The organism is Bradyrhizobium acaciae (genome assembly GCF_020889785.1).
GTDB classification, from domain to species: Bacteria; Pseudomonadota; Alphaproteobacteria; order Rhizobiales; family Xanthobacteraceae; genus Bradyrhizobium; species Bradyrhizobium acaciae.
In genome coordinates, this window is sequence record NZ_JACMYK010000018.1 from 1 (window position 1) to 15,892 (window position 15,892).

The window sequence follows — 15,892 nt, forward strand, 5'->3', positions numbered from 1 at the left end:
GGGCATAGGTTTGTTTTAAGTGACTGCCCTCAATCCAGCAGCTTGGTATCGTCGGGTGCCTGCGGCGGCGTCTTGATCGCGATCGCCTTGATGGCGCGGCCGTCCGGCTTGGTGCCGCCATGCGGGGTGCCCTTCGGGATCACGATCAGATCGCCCGGCTTCACCGTCACTTCCTTGTCGCCGAGCCAGACCGTGCCGGTGCCCTCCAGGATGAACTGCATCTCGTTGGTGTTGGGATGCATATGCTTCGGCACGTTGCCGTCCTGGATCGAGACGGTGGCGCCGTCGGCGGAGACGAACGTCTTGGAGCGGAAGCCTGTCTTGTTGGCGTCGCCGAGCTTGTCGCCCTCCATCTCGCCGGTGTGGATGACCTGCGCCGTGATGCTCTCCGCCGCGAGCGCCGGCCGCAGCAAATGGGTGACGCCGCAGCCGGCGGCGAAGGCAGCGGCAATCGACAGCGTGGTTGCAACACGATTCATGAAGACCTCCCTTGATGTTTCCCTTGAAGTATTCTTGGTGCTTCTCGGCGCTTTCGGTGTATCGGCGATGCTATGCCGCCGCCGCAGGCTTGACCAGCACGCGGAAAGTCGCCTTCTCAAGCCGTGCCGGCTCCTCTATCTTGCCCCGCCAATCGAACGGAGGACGTCATGAACAAATGGCTTGGCAAGCTTGCCGGAACGCTGCTGGCGCTGACCCTGTCGACGGGCCTTGCCGCGGCGCAAAGCAAGATCACCATCGCGGTCGGGGGCGGCGCCTGCCTGTGCTATCTGCCCACCGTGCTGGCCAAGCAGCTCGGCGAATATGACAAGGCCGGGCTTGCGGTCGAGCTGGTGGACCTCAAGGGCGGTTCAGATGCGCTGAAGGCCGTGCTCGGCGGCAGCGCCGACGTCGTCTCCGGCTATTTCGACCACTGCGTCAATATCGCCGCCAAGAAGCAGGAGATGCAGGCCTTCGTGGTCTATGACCGCTATCCCGGCCTCGTGCTGGTGGTGTCGCCGAAGCACACCGGCGAGATCAACTCGGTCAAGGATCTGGCCGGCAAGAAAGTCGGCGTCAGCGCGCCCGGCTCCTCGACCGATTTCTTCCTGAAATATCTGTTGAAGAAGAACGGCCTCGATCCGACCGGCACCGCCGTGATCGGCGTCGGCCTCGGCGCCACCGCGGTGGCCGCGATGGAGCAGGGCCAGATCGATGCCGCCGTGATGCTCGATCCCTCCGTCACCGTGCTGCAAGGCAGCCACGCCGACCTCAAGATTCTCAGTGATACCCGCACCCAGCGCGACACGCTCGCGGTGTTCGGCGGCGAATATCCGGGCGGCGCGCTCTATTCGACCGCGGCCTGGGTCAACGGCCACGAGAAGGAGGTGCAGGCGCTGACCAATGCGATCATGGCGACGCTGGCCTGGATCCATTCGCATTCCGCCGAAGACATCATGGCCAGGATGCCGGAGGAACTGGTCGGCAAGAACAAGGAGCAATATCTGGCGGCGCTGAAGAACACGATTCCGATGTATTCCGAGACCGGCAAGATGGACCCCAAGGGTGCAGAGGCGGTGCTCGCCGTGTTCAGCGAAGGCTCGCCTGATGTCGCGAAGGCCGGCATCGACGTCACCAAGACCTACACCAACAAGTTCGTCGATCAGGTCAAGAAGACGACCGGAAACGCGAAGTAGGCATGATCCGCAAAAGTGTGAAGCGGTTTTGCGAAGCGATCATGCCCAAATGAGCGGTGCCGACATGCAGTCTCCGCTCATTTGTCGCGTCACCGCACTCGACCTCGCATTGCAGCGGCGTCCCTGGCCGTTCGCCGACGAGCGGCGCGCGGAGATCGACGCGCATTTCGCCGAACAGCAACGGCTGAATCCGAACCTGTGGAACGGCCGCGTCCTGCTCGGGCGCCATCCGGTGTTCGCCGGCGAGCGGCTCAGCGCGAGCTATTTCGAGACCGATTTCGCGAGCTTCCTGGCCTGGCGCGACTGGGGGTTCCCGGACCAGGAAATCTTTAACGGCTTCGGCATGGGCGCGCTGCTCGCCAGCGACGGCACCTTCGTGTGTGGGGTGATGGGCGAACAGACGGCCAATGCCGGACGCATCTATTTCCCCTCCGGCACGCCCGATCTCGACGACATCAGAGGCGAGACGGTCGATATCGCCGGCAGCGTGATGCGCGAGCTCGAGGAGGAGACCGGGCTGTTGCCGTCGGATTGCCGCGGCGATGCCGACTGGCACTGCATCTACACCGGGCCTGCGCTCGCGATGATGCAGATCCTGCGCGTCGACATGCCCGGTGACGCGCTGCGTGCGCGCATCGAGGCCAACCTCGCACGCCAGGAAAATCCCGAGCTTGCCGGCATCCATCTGGTGCGCAGCCGCGCCGATCTCACTGCTGCCATGCCCCGCTTCGTCACCGCGTTCATCGAGACGCAGTTGCCGGTGTAGCTTTGGCCTCCGCTGCTGGAGGTAGGCCGGACAACGCGGGAGCACGTCCCAATCGACGCAAATGACTCGAACCAGACGAACCGGATCACGAGTTCGGATCTGTCCGGACGCCATTTCGGAATTTTTGCCACGGCGCCATTGGAACGGAGCGCCATTTATCGCATTCATTTCTCAGTGGTAATTGCAGAGTTGCAGGCTTGTGATGCTGTACACGGCACCGATCGCAGTGCCGGGGGCGCCACACGTGATCGTCATCGGGAATGAGAAGGGTGGCTCAGGAAAGACGACGATCGCGATGCATCTGGCTGTCGCGCTTCTGAAGCAGGGGCAGCGGGTCGGCACCATCGATCTGGACAGCAATCAAAGGGCTTTGACGCGTTACATCGAAAACCGACGGATCTGGGCCAACCACCGGCGGATCAAACTGGAGATTCCGTTGCATCGTTACGTTCGGCGTGCGGAAGGCGCGAAGCTGGACGACAATGAGGCTGCCGAATTGGCGGCTTTCGGGGAGGCGGTCTCCAGCCTCAAGGAATCTCTCCATTTCCTGGTGATCGACACCCCTTCAACGGATACTTACCTGATGCGTCTCGCCCACCTCGTGGCGGATACGCTGATAACGCCCGTCACTGACAGCTTTCTTGACCTCGGCACGCTGGCCCCAACCGATCCCATCACGCACGAAGTGACAGGAACCGGTCACTATGCGGAGTTGGTCTGCAACGCCCGCAGGCGACGTCTTCAATTTGACCGGAGCCATACCGATTGGGTCGTCATCCACAACCGCTCATCGGCGCGTCGGCTGGTGCGGCGGAGTCTTGCCGAAACAGGAACAAGGCTGGCGTTCAGGCATCTCGGCGGTTGTTCCGAGCGAAACGTGTATCGCCAGTTCTCCGCTTCCGGGCTCACCGTCCTTGATGCACTGGACGAAGCCATCCTCGGTGCGCGTCCGGATCGGTCGCACCGATTGGCTCAACAGGAGATGTATCGTCTCATCGAGCTGTTAAGGCTGCCGATCAGCGAGCGCGCACGCCGGAGGGCCGCGGCGCGCGCGGAGTGGTTCGTGTCGGCGCATACGCCGCTTGATACCGGGGATCTATTGGTTGACGAAATTGCCGGTCCATTGGAGCCGGCCCACTCTCCGTGACTCCTGGAAAGGCCTGGAAATGCGAGCGTCGCTCAAAGCGCAGCGCGCGCGGCTCATCGTCGTCTCGTGAACAAACATTATCGCAACGTTTGGCGGACGGGTGAGCACGTCTAGCTGATGTCCCGCGGCCGCAAAAATCTACCGAACATTCGTTCCTTGCTCGATTTCGTGGGTCGGCAGCGTGTGCCTGTTCCGGCCGATCATTCGGTCACTTCAACGATCATCTCGACCTCCACGGCATTGTTGAATGGAAGACCCGCCATCCCGACAGCAGATCGCGCGTGCTTGCCGGCTGCGGCGCCAAACACCTCCACCATCAAGTCGGAGAATCCGTTCACGACTTTCGGTTGGTCACCAAAGCCCTCGGCCGAATTGACCATCCCGAAGACCTTGACCACGCGCTTCACGCGATCGAGGCTCCCAAGTGCGACGCGCACTTTCGCCAACATGATCAGGCCAACCTGACGGGCCGTGTCGTAGCCCTCCTGCACGCTGAGGTCCTTCCCAACCTTGCCCTTGTACTTCCAGTCGGCAGCCGGGGTGTTTCCCGCAAGGAAGAGCAGATTGCCGACCCGGACCGCATCGACGTAATTGGCGACCGGAACAGGCACGGGCGGCAGCGTAATGTTCAACTCCTTCAGCCTGGCCTCGGCAGACGGTGAATTCTGCGCCACGGCACCCGGCGACGCGGCAAGCCACGCTCCCAATCCAAGCACGCAAGCGCCAAACCACGAGATGAGTCTCGTTCTGCAAAGCATATGAGTCATGTGTCGCCTCCAATGACAGCTACTTCGCAGCCCTCAGGATAAGGCAGAAACGGCGTTCCTTCTTTCCGTAGTTCTCCGGGCTGCAGGAGATCGGACCGCATTTCGTGTCGCCTCGTTGAGGGCAGAGTGGATGCGGCTTTGTGCGTACACATGCTGCCACGGCGCGTCCGTTCCGCCGAAACTTTGCGCAAGCCTGCGCCGTGGCGACGCAGCCATCGCGCTTGACATCATCGGTCGCTCCCTCTGTGATAGGGCGGCACGAAAACAAAAATGCAGTGCACAATCTCTGGGGAGGGATGCATGCCGGTCAGGAGGGCCGCCCGCTGGCTCGCGGGTCTATCCGTCGCGGTTGCGGCGCTGGGCGTGGCTGCTTCAGCGCATGCACAGGACAAGAAGATCAAGATCGGTGTGATCTTCGATCTGACCGGCCCGCTGGCCGGTGGCGGCTCCGAGCTGCAATATACCGGCGTCAAGATCATGCTCGACCATTACGCCAAGACCGGCGTCGAGGGTTACAAGGTCGAGGCGGTCTACGCCGACGCCCAGAGCAAGCCCGACATCGCCATCAACGAGGCCGTCCGCCTGCTCGAGCAGGAGAAGGTCGACATGGTGATGGGCTTCTTCTCCTCGGCGCAATGCGTGCCGGTGGCGGCCCGGGTCGACCAGATGAAGAAGTTCATGTGGATCACGACCTGTATCTCCTCCGGCGTGTTCGACGGCAAGAACTACAAATACGTGTTCCGCCCGCAGGCCGCCGGCAACCAGTACGGCATGATGACGACCGATTTCATCGCGCAATATTCGATGTCCAAGTTCGGCAAGGAGCCGAAGGACCTCCGGGTTGCCATCATCCATGAGGACGGCGCCTATGGCGTCGACGTCGCCAAGGGCAACGAGGCGGGTGCGAAGAAGGCCGGCTTCAACGTCGTGCTCAAGGAAGGCTATTCGGCGACCGCGCCGGATCTGTCGGCGCTGGTGACCAAGCTGAAGCGCGCCAAGCCCGACGTGATCTTCCACACCGGCTACAATCCGGACATTACGCTCCTATTTCGCCAGGCGCGCGAGCAGGGGCTGAAGTTCGGCGCCATCGTCGGCCACGGCGCCGGCTACGGCGTCTACGAGAAGCTGAAGGAAGGCCTCGGCGCCGACGCCAACTATCTCTTCAACACCGACCCGATCTCGATCTGGCTCGCCAACCAGAATGGTATGGATCCGAAGCTGCCGCCGGTCATCAAGATGGTCGGCGAGGAATTCGACAAGCTCAAGCCCGGTGTGCCGATCCGCTCCGCCCATGTCGGCATCGGCGCGGCTAACGCCTATGTGTTCCTCGACGACGTGCTGCCACGTGCGATCAAGAAGTATGGCGGCGTCGATCCGGATGCGCTGCGGAAGGCCGCGCTCGACACCGACACTCCCGAGGGCGGCACCATGCTCGGGTACGGCGTTAAGTTCTACGGCGAGGGCGAGCAGTATGCCGGGCAGAACGCGCGCTCGTTCCCGGTGGTGCTGCAATATATCGACGACAAATCCTATGTGGTGTGGCCGAAGAGCCAGATGCAGCGCGAGACCGAGCTGCCGCTGCCGGCCGGCACCACCTACAGCTACAAATAGCTCGCTCGCGAAGGGGACCGCCGTGCTCGCCGTGGAAGGCCTGGTCAAGCGGTTTGGCGGCTTTCGCGCCGTCAACAACGTGTCGTTCCGCGTCGAGCAGGGCGAGATCCTCGGCCTGATCGGCCCGAACGGCTCGGGCAAGAGCACGATCTTCAACATGCTGTCGGGCACGCTGCCGCCGACCGAGGGCTCGATCCTGTTCGACGGCCGCGAGATCGCGGGTCTCGCCCCGCACCGGATCATTGTGAGCGGCATCGGCCGCACCTTCCAGATCCCGCGGCCGTTCCATCGCCTCAGCATCTTCGAGAACGTCGTGCTCGCCGGCTTCTACGGGCAGGGCCGTCACAGCCGCAGCAGGGCCGAGGAGGCGGCCGAACACGCGCTGGCGATGGTCGGCCTGCCGACCGATCGTCAGAGTAGCGTGGAGGGCCTCGGGGCCGCCGGCCTGAAGAAGCTCGAACTCGCCAAGGCGATCGCCACCGGGCCAAAGCTCCTGCTCGCCGACGAGAGCCTCGGCGGCCTCGACGAGGCCGAGATGGACCAGGCCGCCGACATGCTGCGCCGGATCCGCGACGAGCTCGGCATCACCATCATCTGGGTCGAGCACATCATGGGCGTCTTGATGCGCGTGGTCGACCGCGTGATGGTGCTCGATCACGGCGAGAAGATCGCCGAAGGCCTGCCGGCGGATGTCGCCGGCAATCCTCGGGTGATCGAGGTCTATCTCGGCACCGATGCGGATGCGAGCCTTGCAGCCGCGGCCGCAGCGCAAGCGCGCCGTCGGATCGGGGCGTGACCGGCATGCTGGAGTTGAAGTCGATCGATGCGGGCTATGGCAGCTTCCAGGCGCTGTTCGACGTCAGCCTCAACGTCAGGGCGGGCGAGGCGGTCGGCGTGATCGGCCCGAACGGCGCCGGCAAGACCACCTTGATGCGGGTGATCTCCGGATTGATCCGCCCGACCCAGGGGACCATCGCGATGGAGGGCACCGACGTCGTCGCGACGCCGCCGCATCGCATCGTCAGCCTCGGGATCGCCCATGTGCCGGAAAACCGCCGGCTGTTTCCGCGGCTCACGGTCGCGGACAATCTGAAGATGGGCGCCTACATGCCGGGCGCCCGTGCGCATTACGCCGAGCGGCTGGAGTTCGTGTTCGAGCTGTTTCCGCGCCTCAAGGAGCGCCTGCAGCAGATGGCCGGCACCATGTCCGGCGGCGAGCAGCAAATGTGCGCGATCGGCCGCGCGCTGATGTCGAACCCGAAGCTGTTGCTGCTCGATGAACCCTCGGCCGGGCTCGCGCCGGTCGTGGTGCAGCAGGTGTTCGAGCTCGTCAAGCGCATCCGCGCCTCAGGGCTCACGGTCCTGATCGTCGAGCAGAACGTGCAGCAAGTGTTGCGCGTGGTCGACCGCGCCTATCTCCTGGAAGCCGGCAGCATCCGCGCCGCCGGGTCGGCGGCGGAGCTCGCGGCCAGCGACACCATCAAGCAGGCGTATTTGGGGGTGTGAGCATGAAGCCAGTGGAACGGGCTAGCACGCACAGGCATTCCGTCGTCATCCCCGGACGAACGCACTTGCGTTCGCTCGGGAGGTGCGCGCTCTTGCGCGCCTCGAAGGATGAACGCGGCCCGTGGCCCATCCTTCGAGGCTCGCCCAGCGGCGCAAGTGCGCCGCAAGGCTCGCACCTCAGGATGACGCCTGCGCCGATCGAACTGCAAGACGCCACAGCCTAGGTCGATGTAGCCATGCAATCCTTCCTCGGCATCTTCGACATCTACCTGCTGGAGGCCGTGATCAACGGCATCCTGCTCGGCGGCGTGCTGGCGCTTTTGGCGCTCGGGCTCAATCTGATCTTCGGCGTCATCGACGTCACCTGGATCTGCTACGCCGAGCTCGTGATGATCGGCATGTACGGCATGTACTACCTGGTGCAGGTCTTCCACCTGCCGTATTGGGCCGCTGCGCCGCTCGTCATCCTGCTGGTCGCGCTGTTAGGGGCCGCGCTGCATTTCCTGGTCATCGCGCCGCTCTTGACCGCGCCGCCGATCAACCAGCTGCTCGCCACCGGCGGCGTGCTGTTCATCCTGCAGAGCTTTGCCACCGTTGCCTTCGGGATCGACTTCCGCAATCTCGGCATCCGCCTGCCGGTGCTGGCGCTGGGCGAGATGAATTTCAGTTATGCGCGACTGCTCTCGTTCGGCGCGGCGCTCGCCGGCATGATCGGCGTCTATCTGTTCCTGACCCGTACCTTCACCGGCACCGCGATCCGCGCCATCGCGCAGGATCGCCAGATCATGCCGTTGATGGGCGTCGACCCCAAGCGAATCTATCTCGTCACCTCGGCGATCGGCGGCGGGCTCGCCGGCCTCGCGGCGTGCCTGTTGGTGCTGCAATATGACGTGCATCCGTTCGTCGGCCTGTCGTTCGGGCCAATCACCTTCCTGATTTGCGTGCTCGGCGGCCTCGGCAATTTCATCGGCGGCTTCATCGCGGCCTTCGTGTTCGCCGAGATCATCTCGCTCGGCGGCCTGTTCTCCGACCTCGAATGGGGCTACGTGCTGGCGTTCGCCTTCTTCATCGTCATGATGTTCATCCGGCCCGCGGGCCTGCTCTCGAGGCGCGCGTGAACAGGCAGGCCGCCGGCGCGATCATTGGGCTGCTGGCGCTTGTCGCGCTGCCCTTCGTGCACCGCGATCCCTATCATCTGCACGTGCTGGTACTGATCCTGATCTGGTCGTTCGCCTATACGTCGTGGTCGATCATGGGCCGCTTCGGCCTGGTCTCGCTCGGCCATGGCGGCTTCATGGGCATCGGCGCCTATGTCACGGCGCTGCTCTGGAACCACCTCGGCGTCTCGCCCTGGATCGGCATTCCCCTCGCCATGGCGACCGCGGGCGTGCTCGCGCTCATCGTCGCCTATCCCTGCTTCCGTTTCCGCATCACCGGGCACTATTTCGTGCTGGTGACCCTGGCGCTGTCGGGCATCGTGCTGCAGGTCATCACTGCAACCCGCGACTATACCGGCGGCTCGCTCGGCTATACGCCGCAGCGCGCGCCAAGCGGCAAGGGGCTGCTCGCGCTGCAGTTCGACGACAAGACCACCTGGTACCTGATCGCGCTCGCAATCTGGGTCGCAGGGCTGGTAATCTGGCGCGCGATCGACCGTAGCATGATCCGCCACGCCATGGAGGCGATCTCGGAAGATGAAGACGCCGCCGCCGCTGCCGGCGTCAACGTCACCGCCGAGAAGCTCAAGATCACCCTGATCAGCGCGCTGATGACCGCGCTCGCAGGCGCGCTCTATTGCCAGTACCAGATGTTCATCTCGCCGGACACGGTGAGCGGCATCGCGGTCTCCCTGCAGATGGTATTCGCGGCGATCGTCGGTGGCGTCTATGTGGCGCTCGGGCCGACGGTCGGCGCCGTCATCACCATCGTGCTGGCCGAAGTGCTGCGCATCTCGTTCGGCACCAAGGCGGTCGGCTGGGACAATCTGGTCTACGGCGTGCTGCTGGTGCTTTTCATCATCTTCCTGCCCAAGGGCATTCTTGGTAGCGTGATCGACCGGATCAAATCGCCACGCAAGCCCTCGAGAGGCCATGAGCAACAAATCGTCCCAATCGCTCGCCGATGAACTGAAGCCCTTCGTCGCGCCGTTCCGCTTCGACGGGTCGGGCGAATTTCATCTGAAGTCGTATCCGACCGCCGAGAAGGGCGGCATCGACAAGGAGGCCGGCGGCAGGATCATCGAGGCCAACCGCAAGCGGCTCAACGATTTCCAGGAGAAGCTCTATGCCCAGGACCGCTGGTCGCTACTCTTGATCTTCCAGGGCATGGACGCCGCCGGCAAGGACAGTGCGATCAAGAGCGTGTTCGAAGGCGTCAACCCGCAGGGCTGCGAGGTCTCATCCTTCAAGCAGCCCTCGACCAAGGAGCTCGACCACGATTTCATGTGGCGCGCCATGATCGCGCTGCCGGAGCGTGGCCGCATCGGCATCTTCAACCGCTCCTATTACGAGGAATGCCTGGTGGTGCGGGTGCATCCTGAGGTGCTCGACAAGCAGAAGATTCCGAAGAAGCTGGTGACCAAGAATATCTGGCGCGAGCGCTTCGAGGATATCTCCGCGATCGAGCGCTATCTGTCGCGCAACGGCACGGTGATCCTGAAGTTCTTCCTGCACGTCTCCAAGGAAGAGCAGCGCCAGCGCTTCCTCGATCGCCTCGATGAGCCTGCCAAGAACTGGAAGTTCTCGATGGCCGACATCTCCGAGCGCGCGCTGTGGGCAAAGTACCAGGCTGCCTATCAGGACATGATCCACCACACCGCGACCGAGGACGCGCCCTGGCACATCGTGCCGGCGGACCACAAATGGTTCGCCCGGGCCGTGATCGGTTCGACCATCGTCAATGCGCTCGACAAGCTCGACCTGAAATTCCCCGAGGTCGACAAGGCCGAGTTGAGCGAATTCAAGCGCATCCGCGATTCGCTGCTGGCGGAGGGAAAAAGCGGGGCGGCCGAGAAGAAGGTGCCTGCCAAGAAGTAGCGTGTCGATGCGCTGACTTTCGCGTGTTGACGGACAAGCGCCCCGGCATGTGAGGTGAGCACACTTCTCAGGATTCCTCCCCGACACGGGGAGGAAACCGATTTGCCAGCGCATTCCTTGCTCTGACGTGTAGCAAGCGCGCCATTGTTATCGTGAGCAGCAGCCTCACGCCGCGGCTTCCCCGAACACCATCTGCCAACCCTTGCGCGTATCCATGTATTCGCGCACCTGCTTGATCCGGCCTGCCTCGACGACGAACACGAAGCAGTAGTCATTGTCGTAAGCGCGGCCGCCCGGCAGGGTCGCGCGCATCCGTTCCTCGACGATTACGTTGTCGCCGTCGGCATGAACCGCGCGGAACGCGATGTCGATCTCGGAGAACAGGCGATGCATCTCGGTCGAGATGAAGCGGGCGATCGCGTCAGCGCCGATCATGTGATCGGTGTGATCGAGCGCAATCGCGGTGGCGTTGCGGGCCGGCGCGATCCATTCGGCATCCGGCGCGAACACGGCGGCAATCAGGCCGGCGTCGCGGGTCCTGAAGGTCTGCCAGGCGTTGAGGACGATTTCCTTGGCGGTTTCTTTGGCGGTCGTGCTGGTCATTGCGATGTCTCCAGGGGTGATCGATGCAGAGGCTGATCGATCGGCTCGATCTAGGTCAGCGCGGCCGGATGTGCTGGCCGGAATCGGACCTCATCACCGCCGGCCACTTCCCTGGATCGCGCGATGCGCTACACTCCGGCGATGCTCAGCTTCGAGGTCTGCAACGCTGCGCGGCTGCGGCGCGACGCGCACTATGACGGCCGCTTCTTCACCGCAGTGAAGACGACGCGGATTTATTGCCGCCCGGTCTGCCCGGTGAAGCATCCGCTCCCGCGCAACGTCACCTATTACCCGACCGCTGCCGCGGCCGAGGCCGCCGGCTTTCGGCCCTGCCTGCGCTGCCGTCCCGAAACCGCGCCGTACGCAGGTGAAGTGAGAGCGGAAGGGAGCAGCGTCGTCAGTAAGGTGAGCACGCCAGTCAGGCTCCCTCCCCCCTTGCGGGGGAGGGCGGGGAGAGGGGTAAGCCCCGGGCGAGATCGTTGGTGGAAGCGCTGCTTTCGCAATCTCGACCGCGTCGTTGAAAGCAAATCGAGAGGGCACGTCGTGTGGTACCCCTCTCCCTAACCCTCCCCCGCAAGGGGGGAGGGAACCCTCCTGCCATTGCGTCCCTTACGCGACGACGTCCCTCACATGCCGCGCAGCGACCTCCATTAGGTCAACCCCACTGTCCCTCTTTACCCATTGCGGCGGCTTGCCATAATCGTTTAGAACGACGGCGCACAGCGCGTCCCGGCAACCAACCGTCAATGGTTTTGACCGAGGATTTCGGCGCTCAACAGGGTCTGGCAATGCTGATTCGCGGCCAAATTGATGGGATTTCGGGGGAGGTGGCCCAGGCTACCGCCACGATCCCGGCCGCAGCGCCCACCCTGCTTATTGGCGGCCTGCTTCTTACCTGCCCCTGAGGGCCGGCTGGGCGTTTGCGCCTGGGCACTCAGGGGTTTGTACGAGATCACCGGACCCTGATATCGCCCAAGCAAAGTGACGGGCGCAAAGCTTAAAGGAATTTCTGACATGGCCACCGCTGATAAGTCCGAGAAGGACCGCGTCATCATTTTCGACACCACCTTGCGCGACGGCGAGCAGTGCCCCGGCGCCACCATGACCTTCGAGGAGAAGCTCGAGGTCGCCGAGCTGCTGGACGATATGGGCGTCGACGTCATCGAGGCCGGCTTTCCGATCACCTCGGAAGGTGACTTCCAGGCGGTCAGCGAGATCGCCCGCCGCTCCAAGAACTCGGTCATCGCGGGCCTCTCCCGCGCCCATCCGGCCGACATCGACCGTTGCGCCGAAGCCGTGAAGTTCGCCCGCCGTGGCCGCGTCCACACCGTGATCGCGACCTCGCCGCTGCATATGCGCGTGAAGTTGAACAAGACCCCCGAGGAGGTCATCGAGACCTCGGTTGCGATGGTCGCCCGCGCCCGCAACCAGATCGACGACGTCGAATGGTCGGCCGAGGACGGCACCCGCAGCGAGATGGACTATCTGTGCCGGATCGTCGAAGCCGTGATCAAAGCCGGCGCCACCACGGTGAACATCCCCGACACCGTCGGCTACACCGTGCCGGAGGAATACACCCACTTCATGCGGACGCTGATCGAGCGGGTGCCGAACTCCGACAAGGCGATCTTCTCGGTGCATTGCCATAACGATCTCGGTATGGCGGTCGCCAACTCGCTGGCCGGCATCGTCGGCGGTGCGCGGCAGGTCGAGTGCACCGTCAACGGCATCGGCGAACGCGCCGGCAATGCCGCGCTGGAAGAGATCGTGATGGCGATCAATGTGCGGAACGACAAGTTTCCGTACTGGAACAAGATCGACACCACGCAGCTGACCCGCGCCTCGAAGGTGGTGTCTGCCGCGACCTCGTTCCCGGTGCAGTACAACAAGGCGATCGTCGGCCGTAACGCGTTCGCCCATGAGAGCGGCATCCATCAGGACGGCGTGCTGAAGGACGCCTCGACCTACGAGATCATGCGGCCCGAGATGGTCGGCCTGAAGCAGTCCTCGCTGGTGCTCGGCAAGCATTCCGGCCGCCACGCCTTCGTCCACAAGCTGGAGGAGATGGGCTACAAGCTCGGCGCCAACCAGCTGGAGGATGCCTTTACGCGGATGAAGGCGCTGGCCGATCGCAAGAAGGACATCTACGACGAGGACATCGAGGCGCTGGTCGACCAGGAGATGGCGGCCGCGCACGACCGCATCAAGCTGACCTCGCTGACCGTGATCGCCGGCACCCATGGCCCGCAGCGCGCGACCATGAAGCTCGACGTCGACGGCCAGATCAAGATCGAGGAAGCCGAGGGCAACGGTCCGGTCGATGCCGTCTTCAACTGCATCAAGCGCCTGGTGCCGCATGAGGCCAAGCTGGAGCTCTATCAGGTCCACGCAGTGACCGAAGGTACCGACGCGCAGGCCGAGGTTTCGGTGCGTCTGGCCCATGAAGGCCGTTCGATGACCGCGCGCGCCGCCGATCCGGACACCCTGGTCGCCTCCGCCAAGGCCTATCTCGGCGCGCTGAACAAGATCGTGATGAAGCGCCAGCGCGACGTCCCGGCGACCAAGGTCGCGGGCTGACAAACGAGAACGATCGAGAGTTCGAAACGCGGCGCCTCGGCGCCGCGTTTTTGCTTGGGCTCACCCGTTCGAGCCCGTCACTACCATTGCAACGGCGTTGCCGTTGCCGGCAGGAACCGGCGGCACCTGGTTCCCTGATCGTAGCAACAGAGTAGCAACCTTTCGTCAATTCGCCGCAGGTACAACCTCAGGTATGGATCCGGCGGAAACCTTTCAGCAAATCTCGCCCGTGCCCGGGCCGCAGACTCTCAGCGGCGGTCGGGCCGCGCCGCTCGCGCGCAACGTCGTCGTCGGCACGACGGTCGCGGTATGGCTGCTCTGGTACGTCTTTCGCGGGCCTCTGACGTTCGACGACGCCTATATGTATCACCGCTACGGCGCTCATCTGTTGAACGGGTCGGGGGTCGCCTGGAATGTGGACGGGCCTCCGACCTATGGGTTGACGAGCCAGCTCTGGCTGTTCGTGCTGCTGCCATTTTTCATGCTGCCGTTGTCGGCCGCTACCGCGCTGCAGCTCGCGTCGTGGCTGACGGGAGGCCTGGCGATTGCCGTGATGGCTTACGCCGTCAAGCGAGAAGCGGAGAACCCGCTTCTCGCCGACCCCGCCGTTGCCATCGGCGCGGTCGGGTTGCCGCTGCTGCTGCATCCCGCCTTCGCAGCCCAGCTCACGACCGGAATGGACACGATGCTGTCGCTGCTGGCCAACGCTGCGATCATGCTCGTGGCCATCAGGTACAGGGAAACACCGAGCACCGGTCTCGCAATCGTCTCGGGCTTCGTCTCGTTGGCGGCCATCCTGACCCGACCGGAGAACGGCATTTGCGCACTTGGCGTGCCGTTGCTCGCCTTGATGTCGCGACCATCGATCTGGCGATGGCGCCATCTCGCGTGGCTCGTGGCATTTCCGCTTGCGCTCGTGCTGGTCTCCCTGGCCCTCGCTCAGGCATATTACGGCTCGGCGTTGCCCCTGAGCTTCTACACGAAATCCGCGCACGGATATGATGGCTTTCTCAATACGGAAAGTGCGATCGGCTATCTCGTCCTGGGGCTGTCGATCGCAATTCCATTCATCGTAGCTCTGGTCATTGGGATCCGCCGTGGCATCCAGCCGCCGCTGCTGGTGCTTGCGTTGCCGGCGGCCCTGACGGTCTGCTATCTGCTCACGGTGCGCCAGGTCATGGGCTGGAATGGCCGCTTCTTCATTCCGTTCCTTCCTTACGTCGTCATCCCGGGGCTGCTTTCGCTTGACAGAGTGTTCTCGCACGGACTGTCGGTCGGCGGTCTGATGCGAGCCATAGGGGCTGGTCTTGTCGCGTTGCTCGGCGCATTGACCTTGCAACCCGCGATCGATCGTCTCTCCTTCGCACTATTTTCGCCGCAGCCCATCGCAATGCCGAGGCTCGAGACCAGGGCGACGACGCCGCTGCCCGAGAAGGAGTGGTTCGCGGTCATCAGGCAGATCGGCGACGGCATCGTTGCCGGATTGCCCAAAGGATCCATCGTTGCCGCCTCCGAAGTCGGATACATCGGGAGCAGTGCGCCGAATATTGCAATCATCGACCTCGTGGGCCTCAACGACACCCGGATCGGGCGCAATGGCCTGAGCATGGATTATCTGCTCGGCCTCAAGCCCGACATCATCTGGTTTCCGCACCAGGATTACACCGGCCTGAGATCCAGGATGCTGTCCGATCCTCGCCTCTACGAACGCTATGTCGTGATCGCCGGTGCCTTCAATTACGGTCTGGCGATCCGGCGCGACAACCCGAACCGCGCCTCGATCGAGGCCGATCTGGCCAAAGGTTGGGCTGAGCTCTATCCGAATCTTGTGATGTCGGACTATGTCGTTACGGGCGCACGCGAACCGGGGCTCGCAACCGCAACTCGGTGATTCCACGAGGACCTTGCGCCGATGAGCGCAAGCGTCATCGGCAGGCCGGGATCGCAGGCGAGGTCAAGAGATCGTAGGGGCGCAGCCGTACCCGCCGCCCGCCGCGCGGATCGAAGATGGCGGGTTACGCTTCTACATTCCTGATTCCGGTGGTCCCAATTTGGGCCACTGAAACGAAGAGTGATGGCACAAACTGTGACCGGTGTTCTCCGGACGAGAACAGTTTTGCGTCTTCATAAAGAACCTTGATATCGGCAGTTTGTGCCAGCCGGCTAAATCTCTTCCGACACCGCGTGTTAACGCTAAACGTTGCGGG

Annotated in this window: 15 protein-coding genes and 1 pseudogene; 13 read left to right on the forward strand and 3 right to left on the reverse strand. The window is 63.4% G+C overall.

Annotated elements, in window-relative coordinates; all coding sequences use genetic code 11:
* Window positions 1-29: 29 nt before the first annotated feature.
* Window positions 30-479 carry a cupin domain-containing protein gene (locus tag H8A92_RS10570; protein WP_229195748.1) on the reverse strand — a complete coding sequence of 150 codons (450 nt, stop codon included), beginning with the start codon at window positions 477-479 and terminating at the stop codon, window positions 30-32.
* A gap of 168 nt (window positions 480-647) precedes the next feature.
* Between H8A92_RS10570 and H8A92_RS10575 the strand changes: the two genes are divergently transcribed.
* From H8A92_RS10575 to H8A92_RS10585, 3 genes are all read left to right on the forward strand, one after another.
* Entirely contained in the window at window positions 648-1,673 is a 1,026-nt protein-coding gene (locus H8A92_RS10575) for an ABC transporter substrate-binding protein (protein WP_229195749.1), read from the forward strand.
* Window positions 1,674-1,737: 64 nt separating this feature from the next.
* Window positions 1,738-2,439 (forward strand): NUDIX hydrolase, encoded by a 702-nt coding sequence (locus H8A92_RS10580; protein WP_229195750.1) that lies wholly within the window; start codon window positions 1,738-1,740, stop codon window positions 2,437-2,439.
* A 202-nt stretch (window positions 2,440-2,641) separates the two neighbouring features.
* Window positions 2,642-3,586: a division plane positioning ATPase MipZ gene (locus H8A92_RS10585; RefSeq protein ID WP_229195751.1), complete on the forward strand. Its 945-nt coding sequence runs from the start codon at window positions 2,642-2,644 to the stop codon at window positions 3,584-3,586.
* A 200-nt stretch (window positions 3,587-3,786) separates the two neighbouring features.
* Here H8A92_RS10585 and H8A92_RS10590 read toward each other — a convergent pair whose 3' ends face one another.
* Window positions 3,787-4,353 (reverse strand): RidA family protein, encoded by a 567-nt coding sequence (locus H8A92_RS10590; RefSeq protein ID WP_229195752.1) that lies wholly within the window; start codon window positions 4,351-4,353, stop codon window positions 3,787-3,789.
* A 300-nt stretch (window positions 4,354-4,653) separates the two neighbouring features.
* Here H8A92_RS10590 and H8A92_RS10595 point away from each other — a divergent pair, with 300 nt between their 5' ends.
* The 6 genes from H8A92_RS10595 to H8A92_RS10620 all read left to right on the forward strand — a co-directional run bounded on the left by H8A92_RS10595 (window position 4,654) and on the right by H8A92_RS10620 (window position 10,505).
* Window positions 4,654-5,964, forward strand: a complete 1,311-nt coding sequence (locus tag H8A92_RS10595) for an ABC transporter substrate-binding protein (RefSeq protein WP_229195753.1) — start codon at window positions 4,654-4,656, stop codon at window positions 5,962-5,964.
* Window positions 5,965-5,986: 22 nt separating this feature from the next.
* A complete protein-coding gene (locus H8A92_RS10600; protein WP_229195754.1) occupies window positions 5,987-6,760 on the forward strand; it encodes an ABC transporter ATP-binding protein in 774 nt (257 codons plus the stop codon).
* 5 nt (window positions 6,761-6,765) lie between these two features.
* Window positions 6,766-7,470 (forward strand): ABC transporter ATP-binding protein, encoded by a 705-nt coding sequence (locus H8A92_RS10605; RefSeq protein WP_229195817.1) that lies wholly within the window; start codon window positions 6,766-6,768, stop codon window positions 7,468-7,470.
* Window positions 7,471-7,706: 236 nt separating this feature from the next.
* Window positions 7,707-8,588 (forward strand): branched-chain amino acid ABC transporter permease, encoded by an 882-nt coding sequence (locus H8A92_RS10610; protein WP_229195755.1) that lies wholly within the window; start codon window positions 7,707-7,709, stop codon window positions 8,586-8,588.
* A complete protein-coding gene (locus H8A92_RS10615) occupies window positions 8,585-9,595 on the forward strand; it encodes a branched-chain amino acid ABC transporter permease (RefSeq protein WP_229195756.1) in 1,011 nt (336 codons plus the stop codon). Before H8A92_RS10610 ends, H8A92_RS10615 begins: the two co-directional genes overlap by 4 nt.
* The gene (locus H8A92_RS10620; RefSeq protein ID WP_229195757.1) at window positions 9,561-10,505 is read left to right on the forward strand and encodes a polyphosphate kinase 2 family protein; all 945 of its coding nucleotides are present in this window, start codon (window positions 9,561-9,563) and stop codon (window positions 10,503-10,505) included. The genes H8A92_RS10615 and H8A92_RS10620 overlap by 35 nt, the downstream gene beginning before the upstream one ends.
* A gap of 165 nt (window positions 10,506-10,670) precedes the next feature.
* On the opposite strand, the gene H8A92_RS10625 is transcribed toward H8A92_RS10620, so the two are convergent.
* Window positions 10,671-11,108 (reverse strand): nuclear transport factor 2 family protein, encoded by a 438-nt coding sequence (locus H8A92_RS10625; protein ID WP_229195758.1) that lies wholly within the window; start codon window positions 11,106-11,108, stop codon window positions 10,671-10,673.
* A 123-nt stretch (window positions 11,109-11,231) separates the two neighbouring features.
* On the opposite strand from H8A92_RS10625, the pseudogene H8A92_RS10630 reads away from it, so the two are divergent.
* The 4 genes and pseudogenes from H8A92_RS10630 to H8A92_RS10645 all read left to right on the forward strand — a co-directional run.
* Window positions 11,232-11,471: pseudogene (locus H8A92_RS10630) on the forward strand (Ada metal-binding domain-containing protein); the annotation flags it as partial.
* A 383-nt stretch (window positions 11,472-11,854) separates the two neighbouring features.
* Window positions 11,855-12,013: a hypothetical protein gene (locus H8A92_RS10635; RefSeq protein ID WP_229195759.1), complete on the forward strand. Its 159-nt coding sequence runs from the start codon at window positions 11,855-11,857 to the stop codon at window positions 12,011-12,013.
* 109 nt (window positions 12,014-12,122) lie between these two features.
* Complete coding sequence (locus tag H8A92_RS10640) at window positions 12,123-13,685, forward strand: 2-isopropylmalate synthase (protein WP_229195760.1); 1,563 nt, start codon at window positions 12,123-12,125, stop codon at window positions 13,683-13,685.
* A gap of 229 nt (window positions 13,686-13,914) precedes the next feature.
* Window positions 13,915-15,576, forward strand: coding sequence for a hypothetical protein (locus tag H8A92_RS10645; RefSeq protein WP_229195761.1), 1,662 nt, complete (start codon window positions 13,915-13,917; stop codon window positions 15,574-15,576).
* The last annotated feature ends 316 nt before the right edge of the window (window positions 15,577-15,892 follow it).

Excerpts from the sequence above, each read along its gene's own strand:
- H8A92_RS10575 (WP_229195749.1), top strand. The coding sequence starts at position 648 with ATGAACAAATGGCTTGGCAAGCTTGCCGGAACGCTGCTGGCGCTGACC.
- H8A92_RS10605 (WP_229195817.1), top strand. The coding sequence starts at position 6,766 with ATGCTGGAGTTGAAGTCGATCGATGCGGGCTATGGCAGCTTCCAGGCG.
- H8A92_RS10590 (WP_229195752.1), bottom strand. The coding sequence starts at position 4,353 with ATGACTCATATGCTTTGCAGAACGAGACTCATCTCGTGGTTTGGCGCT.
- H8A92_RS10610 (WP_229195755.1), top strand. The coding sequence starts at position 7,707 with ATGCAATCCTTCCTCGGCATCTTCGACATCTACCTGCTGGAGGCCGTG.
- H8A92_RS10595 (WP_229195753.1), top strand. The coding sequence starts at position 4,654 with ATGCCGGTCAGGAGGGCCGCCCGCTGGCTCGCGGGTCTATCCGTCGCG.
- H8A92_RS10580 (WP_229195750.1), top strand. The coding sequence starts at position 1,738 with ATGCAGTCTCCGCTCATTTGTCGCGTCACCGCACTCGACCTCGCATTG.
- H8A92_RS10620 (WP_229195757.1), top strand. The coding sequence starts at position 9,561 with ATGAGCAACAAATCGTCCCAATCGCTCGCCGATGAACTGAAGCCCTTC.
- H8A92_RS10625 (WP_229195758.1), bottom strand. The coding sequence starts at position 11,108 with ATGACCAGCACGACCGCCAAAGAAACCGCCAAGGAAATCGTCCTCAAC.
- H8A92_RS10570 (WP_229195748.1), bottom strand. The coding sequence starts at position 479 with ATGAATCGTGTTGCAACCACGCTGTCGATTGCCGCTGCCTTCGCCGCC.
- H8A92_RS10635 (WP_229195759.1), top strand. The coding sequence starts at position 11,855 with ATGGTTTTGACCGAGGATTTCGGCGCTCAACAGGGTCTGGCAATGCTG.
- H8A92_RS10640 (WP_229195760.1), top strand. The coding sequence starts at position 12,123 with ATGGCCACCGCTGATAAGTCCGAGAAGGACCGCGTCATCATTTTCGAC.
- H8A92_RS10585 (WP_229195751.1), top strand. The coding sequence starts at position 2,642 with ATGCTGTACACGGCACCGATCGCAGTGCCGGGGGCGCCACACGTGATC.